The following is a 6321-nucleotide window of genomic DNA, read 5'->3' as shown; positions in this document are numbered from 1 at the left end:
ATGCCACAGACCCGTGAGCACATCCTGCTGGGTCGTCAGGTTGGCGTTCCTTACATCATCGTGTTCCTGAACAAGTGTGACATGGTTGATGATGAAGAGCTGCTGGAACTGGTTGAGATGGAAGTGCGTGACCTGCTGTCAGCCTATGACTTCCCAGGCGACGACACTCCAATCGTTCGTGGTTCTGCTCTGAAAGCGCTGGAAGGCGACGCTGAGTGGGAAGCGAAAATCATCGAGCTGGCTGAGCACCTGGACAACTACATCCCAGAGCCACAGCGTGCGATCGACATGCCGTTCCTGCTGCCAATCGAAGACGTATTCTCAATCTCTGGCCGTGGTACCGTTGTTACCGGTCGTGTTGAGCGCGGTATCGTTAAAGTCGGCGACGAAGTTGAAATCGTAGGTATCAAAGATACTGCGAAATCAACCTGTACCGGTGTTGAGATGTTCCGTAAGCTGCTGGACCAGGGTCAGGCAGGCGAAAACTGTGGTGTTCTGCTGCGCGGTATCAAGCGTGAAGACATCCAGCGTGGTCAGGTTCTGGCTAAGCCAGGCACCATCAAGCCACACACCCAGTTCGAGTCAGAAGTTTACGTTCTGTCTAAAGACGAAGGTGGCCGCCATACTCCGTTCTTCAAGGGCTACCGTCCACAGTTCTACTTCCGTACCACTGACGTGACCGGTTCAGTAGAGCTGCCAGAAGGCGTTGAAATGGTAATGCCAGGCGACAACATCAAAATGGTTGTTACCCTGATCCACCCAATCGCAATGGACGAAGGTCTGCGCTTCGCAATCCGCGAAGGCGGCCGTACCGTTGGCGCGGGTGTTGTTGCTAAAGTTATCGCTTAATTGTGATATCTGCTGTGGTCGTTGCAAACGGCCACTGCAACACAAAGAAAAGAGCACTTCGGTGCTCTTTTTTTTTTGCCTGAAGAGCGTCATAACCCTGCAAAGGGTAGGTTTGTAATAAAAACGATTCGCATTTACACTGTGTACAGAAAATGGTCTTGAGTGATGAAAGAATGTACGTCTGCCTGTGTAATGCCATCAGTGATAAAACCCTTCGTGAAGTAGTACGGCGCTATCAGCCCAAATCCATCCAGCAACTGCGTCATTTTGTACCGGTCGGCAAACAGTGCGGCAAATGTCTGCGCGCCGCGCGGGAAATCATGGATGAAGAGATGCAGCATCCGCCACTCTATAAAGAGATCGCCTGACACACTGCCTGTGCGAATACCCACAATATCTGTCGCGTTTTTTTGACTTCTTTTTAATCACATCTACGATCTGATAAAGCAGACGTGGAGGGTTAACAATGAAGGGCGATATCAAAATTATCAGTCATCTCAATAAACTGCTTGGAAATGAACTGGTTGCTATAAACCAGTATTTTTTGCATGCGCGGATGTTTAAAAACTGGGGGCTGATGCGCCTCAATGATGTGGAGTATCACGAATCGATCGATGAGATGAAGCATGCCGACAAATACATCGAGCGCATTCTTTTTCTGGAAGGGATCCCGAATCTGCAGGATCTGGGCCGGCTGCGCATCGGTGAGGACGTTGAGGAAATGCTGAGTTCAGATCTTAATCTGGAGCTGGAAGGCGCCAAAGATCTGCGTGAAGCGATCGCCTATGCGGACAAAGTTCATGACTATGTCAGCCGTGACATGATGATTGAAATCCTGGCAGATGAGGAGCATCACATCGACTGGATCGAGACGGAGCTGGAGCTCATCAGGATGATGGGGATCCAGAACTACCTGCAGGCTCAGATCAAAGAAGCGTGAACCGCGTCTGCAGGACGAGAGTGACCCAGCCCGCAATGGCCAGGAAAGGGCCAAAAGGCAGCGGGCTGACGCCCTGCGCCCGGCCACGCAATTGCAGCATCAACACGCCTGCCAGCGCCAGCAGAGTGGCACCCAGTGCAATCCAGGGCAATCCCTGCCAGCCACAGCAGGCCCCCAGCGCGGCGAAAAGCTTTATATCACCATATCCTAATCCCTCATACCCCCTGACCAGTCGGTAGCCCTGGGCAAGCAACCACAGTGCACTATAGCCCGACAGTGCACCCCATATCGCCGCGGTTTCGGTGCCTGTCAGTGTCGCATGAATTAACCCCAGCCAGAGCAACAGATAATTGAGCGGGTCAGGTATGCAGAGATGGCGACGGTCAATCAGGGCCACCATCATCAACAGAGAGGCCGCCGTAAGAATAAACAGCGCATCAGTCAGGCTGTCGAAGCTTAGCAGTACAAGCAGGCTCAGGCTGGCAACCAGCCATTCCATGACCACACTCTCTGCGCCAAATGAGTAAGAGCAGAAGCGACAACGGCCTTTTAAGGCAGCCCAGCTGATCAGCGGCAGCGTATCGCGCCATAACAGAGGCTGGCGGCAGTGGGGACAGTGCGAACCGGGAAAACAGAGGGCGGCACACCACCGGGTGGGAGAAAGGGCAGGGGTAAAGCGCGCGCAGGCCAGCGAAAGAAAGCTGCCCAGCGCACCTCCCCCAGCCAGGGCAGCTAACTGAATCAGGATTAAGGTCATCTTCGGGCTCCGGCTAAACGGTCGGCCATACTTTCACCGCTTTTACACCCTGTGTCGCCCGTGTATGCCAGCTTGCGGAACCCTGTTCACAACCTGATTCACCCCCTGTCAGTCATGAGACAGGTCTGTGCGATGTATGCCTCAGGACCCGGCCACTAATTAACAGCGAAAATGCCAGCACGGGTTGCTTCCTGAACAGAATTACGTATAATGCGCGGGCCTGCAGATATTGCAGGCGCGATTCGAGCAGAATCGCAGACGGCTGACCGTTAGGCCGCCTGACAATACTCCCAATTGGGGAGTTATATGCTGAACGATTACACTCTCCCATCAATCGTAATGGGTTCGAGTAGTAATTTTTTTCGTCTATAAAAAGTTTGGAGCTCTGGTCTCATGCAGAACCAAAGAATCCGTATCCGTCTTAAAGCGTTTGATCATCGTCTGATCGATCAATCAACCGCGGAAATCGTTGAGACTGCCAAGCGCACTGGTGCGCAGGTTCGTGGTCCAATCCCGCTGCCAACCCGCAAAGAGCGTTTTACCGTTCTGATCTCTCCGCACGTCAACAAAGATGCGCGTGATCAGTACGAAATCCGCACTCACAAGCGTCTGGTAGACATCGTTGAGCCAACCGAAAAAACGGTTGATGCTCTGATGCGTCTGGATCTGGCTGCCGGTGTTGACGTGCAGATCAGCCTGGGTTAATCAGGTCATCGAGCGATTGAGAGGTTGAAACAATGATTGGTTTAGTCGGTAAAAAAGTGGGTATGACCCGCATCTTCACTGAAGATGGCGTTTCTATCCCAGTAACCGTAATCGAAGTTGAAGCGAACCGCGTTACTCAGGTCAAAGGCCTGGAGAACGATGGTTACCAGGCAATTCAGGTTACCACCGGTGCTAAAAAAGCAAACCGTGTGACCAAACCTGAAGCTGGTCATTTTGCTAAAGCTGGCGTTGAAGCTGGCCGTGGCCTGTGGGAATTCCGCACCGCTGAAGGTGACGAGTATTCTGTAGGTCAGAGCATCAGCGTTGAAATTTTCGCTGACGTTAAAAAAGTAGACGTAACTGGCACCTCTAAAGGTAAAGGTTTCGCCGGTACCGTTAAGCGCTGGAACTTCCGTACCCAGGACGCTACTCACGGTAACTCCTTGTCTCACCGCGTTCCGGGTTCTATCGGTCAGAACCAGACTCCGGGCAAAGTGTTCAAAGGCAAGAAAATGGCAGGTCAGCTGGGTAATGAGCGCGTAACAGTTCAGAGCCTGGACGTAGTACGTGTTGACGCTGAGCGCAACCTGCTGCTGGTTAAAGGTGCAGTTCCCGGTGCTACCGGTAGCGACCTGATCGTTAAACCAGCTGTGAAGGCGTAAGGGGATAGCAATGGAATTAGTATTGAAAGACGCGCAGAGCGCGCTGACTGTTTCCGAAACTACCTTCGGTCGTGATTTCAACGAAGCGCTGGTTCACCAGGTTGTTGTTGCTTACGCATCAGGCGCCCGCCAGGGAACTCGCGCGCAGAAAACTCGCGCTGAAGTAACCGGTTCAGGCAAAAAGCCATGGCGTCAGAAAGGCACCGGCCGTGCGCGTTCAGGTTCTGTAAAGAGCCCGATCTGGCGTTCAGGTGGCGTGACCTTTGCTGCTAAGCCACAAGACCACAGTCAAAAAGTTAACAAAAAGATGTACCGCGGCGCGCTGAAAAGCATTCTGTCCGAACTGGTACGTCAGGACCGTCTGATCGTTGTCGAATCATTTGCTGTAGAAGCGCCGAAAACCAAGCTGCTGGTACAGAAACTGAAAGACATGGCGCTGGAAGACGTGCTGATCATCACCGGCGAACTGGATGAGAATCTGTTCCTGGCTGCGCGTAACCTGTACAAGGTTGACGTGCGTGATGCATCTGGTATCGATCCAGTTAGCCTGATCGCCTTCGACAAAGTCGTTATGACTGCTGATGCAGTTAAGCAAGTTGAGGAGATGCTGGCATGATCCGTGAAGAACGTCTGCTGAAAGTACTGCGCGCGCCGCACGTATCTGAAAAAGCATCTAGCGCGATGGAAAAAACCAATACCATCGTTCTCAAAGTTGCTAATGACGCGACCAAAGCAGAGATCGTTGCTGCTGTTGAGAAACTGTTCGAAGTAGAAGTTAAAGACGTAAACACCCTGGTTGTTAAGGGTAAAGTTAAGCGTCAAGGACAGCGTATCGGTCGTCGTAGCGACTGGAAAAAAGCTTACGTCACCCTGAAAGAAGGCCAGAATCTGGACTTCGCTGGCGGCGCTGAGTAAGTCGGAGGAGAAAGACAATGGCAGTTGTTAAATGTAAACCGACATCTCCGGGTCGTCGCCATGTAGTTAAAGTGGTAAACGCGGAGCTGCACAAGGGCAAACCATTTGCCCCGCTGGTAGAAAAAAACAGCAAATCCGGTGGCCGTAACAACAATGGTCGTATCACTACCCGTCATATCGGTGGTGGTCACAAGCAGGCTTATCGTATTGTTGACTTCAAACGCAACAAAGACGGTATCCCGGCAGTTGTTGAACGTCTTGAGTACGATCCGAACCGCTCTGCGAACATCGCACTGGTTCTGTACAAAGACGGCGAACGCCGTTACATCCTGGCCCCTAAAGGCCTGAAAGCCGGCGACCAGATTCAGTCTGGCGTTGATGCTGCGATCAAAGCAGGTAACACACTGCCGATGCGTAACATCCCGGTGGGTTCAACCGTGCATAACGTAGAAATGAAACCAGGCAAAGGCGGTCAGATTGCTCGCTCAGCCGGTGCTTACGTGCAGATCGTTGCGCGTGAAGGTTCTTACGTTACCCTGCGTCTGCGTTCAGGTGAAATGCGTAAAGTCGAGTCTGACTGCCGCGCAACACTGGGCGAAGTCGGCAACGCTGAGCATATGCTGCGCGTTCTGGGTAAAGCTGGTGCAGCCCGTTGGCGTGGTGTTCGTCCGACCGTTCGTGGTACCGCGATGAACCCAGTTGATCACCCGCACGGTGGTGGTGAAGGTCGTAACTTTGGTAAGCACCCGGTTTCTCCGTGGGGCGTTCAGACCAAAGGTAAGAAGACCCGTAGCAACAAGCGTACTGATAAATTTATCGTACGTCGCCGTAGCAAATAATATTAGAGGATAAGCCATGCCACGTTCTCTCAAGAAAGGTCCTTTTATTGACCTGCACTTGCTGAAGAAGGTAGAGAAAGCGGTGGAAAGCGGTGACAAGAAGCCTTTGCGCACTTGGTCCCGTCGTTCAACGATCTTTCCTAACATGATCGGTTTGACCATCGCTGTCCATAATGGTCGTCAGCACGTTCCTGTCTTTGTTTCCGACGAAATGGTTGGTCACAAACTGGGTGAATTCGCGCCGACACGTACTTATCGCGGTCACGCGGCTGATAAAAAAGCCAAGAAGAAATAAGTAGGAGGAAGAGATGGAAACTTTAGCTCAACATCGCCACGCTCGTTCTTCTGCTCAGAAGGTTCGCCTTGTTGCTGACCTGATTCGCGGTAAGAAAGTGTCGCAGGCACTGGACATTTTGACCTACACCAACAAGAAAGCGGCTGTACTGGTCAAGAAAGTTCTGGAATCTGCCATTGCTAACGCCGAACACAACGATGGCGCTGATATCGACGATCTGAAAATCACGAAAATTTTCGTTGATGAAGGTCCGACCATGAAACGCATTATGCCGCGTGCCAAAGGTCGTGCAGATCGCATCCTGAAGCGCACCAGCCACATTACTGTGGTTGTGTCCGATCGCTGAGACTCTGGAGACT

At 52.1% G+C, this 6321-nt stretch carries 11 protein-coding genes; 10 read left to right on the top strand and 1 reads right to left on the bottom strand.

The annotated features are described in order from the left end of the window. The 3 genes from tuf to bfr form a co-directional block, all read left to right on the top strand. Positions 1-849 (top strand): elongation factor Tu (gene tuf / locus FJW00_RS20265; protein ID WP_140925506.1); only part of this gene is annotated, 849 nt, incomplete at its 5' end. 173 nt (positions 850-1022) lie between these two features. Beyond that, positions 1023-1217: a bacterioferritin-associated ferredoxin gene (gene bfd, locus FJW00_RS20260; RefSeq protein ID WP_009087597.1), complete on the top strand. Its 195-nt coding sequence runs from the start codon at positions 1023-1025 to the stop codon at positions 1215-1217. 98 nt (positions 1218-1315) lie between these two features. After that, positions 1316-1789: a bacterioferritin gene (gene bfr / locus FJW00_RS20255; RefSeq protein ID WP_009087595.1), complete on the top strand. Its 474-nt coding sequence runs from the start codon at positions 1316-1318 to the stop codon at positions 1787-1789. Here bfr and FJW00_RS20250 read toward each other — a convergent pair. Next, entirely contained in the window at positions 1776-2546 is a 771-nt protein-coding gene (locus tag FJW00_RS20250; RefSeq protein ID WP_140925505.1) for a prepilin peptidase, read from the bottom strand. The two genes, bfr and FJW00_RS20250, sit on opposite strands and share 14 nt — an antisense overlap. Before the next feature lie 393 nt (positions 2547-2939). On the opposite strand from FJW00_RS20250, the gene rpsJ reads away from it, so the two are divergent. From rpsJ to rplV, 7 genes are read left to right on the top strand one after another with little or no spacing between them, the layout of a single operon-like run. Continuing rightward, on the top strand, positions 2940-3251 hold the full coding sequence (gene rpsJ / locus FJW00_RS20245; RefSeq protein ID WP_001181005.1) for a 30S ribosomal protein S10: 312 nt from the start codon (positions 2940-2942) through the stop codon (positions 3249-3251). Positions 3252-3283: 32 nt separating this feature from the next. Beyond that, positions 3284-3913 carry a 50S ribosomal protein L3 gene (gene rplC, locus FJW00_RS20240; RefSeq protein ID WP_006120583.1) on the top strand — a complete coding sequence of 210 codons (630 nt, stop codon included), beginning with the start codon at positions 3284-3286 and terminating at the stop codon, positions 3911-3913. Positions 3914-3923: 10 nt separating this feature from the next. Next, positions 3924-4529, top strand: coding sequence for a 50S ribosomal protein L4 (gene rplD / locus FJW00_RS20235; protein WP_009087590.1), 606 nt, complete (start codon positions 3924-3926; stop codon positions 4527-4529). Continuing rightward, the gene (rplW, locus tag FJW00_RS20230) at positions 4526-4828 is read left to right on the top strand and encodes a 50S ribosomal protein L23 (protein WP_003850708.1); all 303 of its coding nucleotides are present in this window, start codon (positions 4526-4528) and stop codon (positions 4826-4828) included. Before rplD ends, rplW begins: the two co-directional genes overlap by 4 nt. A gap of 17 nt (positions 4829-4845) precedes the next feature. After that, complete coding sequence (rplB, locus tag FJW00_RS20225; RefSeq protein WP_009087588.1) at positions 4846-5667, top strand: 50S ribosomal protein L2; 822 nt, start codon at positions 4846-4848, stop codon at positions 5665-5667. Between the two features lie 16 nt (positions 5668-5683). After that, positions 5684-5962, top strand: coding sequence for a 30S ribosomal protein S19 (rpsS, locus tag FJW00_RS20220; RefSeq protein WP_001138115.1), 279 nt, complete (start codon positions 5684-5686; stop codon positions 5960-5962). A 13-nt stretch (positions 5963-5975) separates the two neighbouring features. Next, positions 5976-6308: a 50S ribosomal protein L22 gene (gene rplV / locus FJW00_RS20215; protein ID WP_008927136.1), complete on the top strand. Its 333-nt coding sequence runs from the start codon at positions 5976-5978 to the stop codon at positions 6306-6308. Positions 6309-6321: the final 13 nt, after the last annotated feature.

This window comes from Pantoea anthophila, from assembly GCF_006494375.1.
In the GTDB taxonomy this organism is placed as follows: Bacteria; Pseudomonadota; Gammaproteobacteria; order Enterobacterales; family Enterobacteriaceae; genus Pantoea; species Pantoea anthophila.
This window is presented reverse-complemented; position numbering and strand designations above follow the sequence as displayed.

Coding starts and splice junctions, on each gene's coding strand:
- bfd (WP_009087597.1), top strand. CDS start 1,023: ATGTACGTCTGCCTGTGTAATGCCATCAGTGATAAAACCCTTCGTGAA.
- bfr (WP_009087595.1), top strand. CDS start 1,316: ATGAAGGGCGATATCAAAATTATCAGTCATCTCAATAAACTGCTTGGA.
- FJW00_RS20250 (WP_140925505.1), bottom strand. CDS start 2,546: ATGACCTTAATCCTGATTCAGTTAGCTGCCCTGGCTGGGGGAGGTGCG.
- rpsJ (WP_001181005.1), top strand. CDS start 2,940: ATGCAGAACCAAAGAATCCGTATCCGTCTTAAAGCGTTTGATCATCGT.
- rplC (WP_006120583.1), top strand. CDS start 3,284: ATGATTGGTTTAGTCGGTAAAAAAGTGGGTATGACCCGCATCTTCACT.
- rplD (WP_009087590.1), top strand. CDS start 3,924: ATGGAATTAGTATTGAAAGACGCGCAGAGCGCGCTGACTGTTTCCGAA.
- rplW (WP_003850708.1), top strand. CDS start 4,526: ATGATCCGTGAAGAACGTCTGCTGAAAGTACTGCGCGCGCCGCACGTA.
- rplB (WP_009087588.1), top strand. CDS start 4,846: ATGGCAGTTGTTAAATGTAAACCGACATCTCCGGGTCGTCGCCATGTA.
- rpsS (WP_001138115.1), top strand. CDS start 5,684: ATGCCACGTTCTCTCAAGAAAGGTCCTTTTATTGACCTGCACTTGCTG.
- rplV (WP_008927136.1), top strand. CDS start 5,976: ATGGAAACTTTAGCTCAACATCGCCACGCTCGTTCTTCTGCTCAGAAG.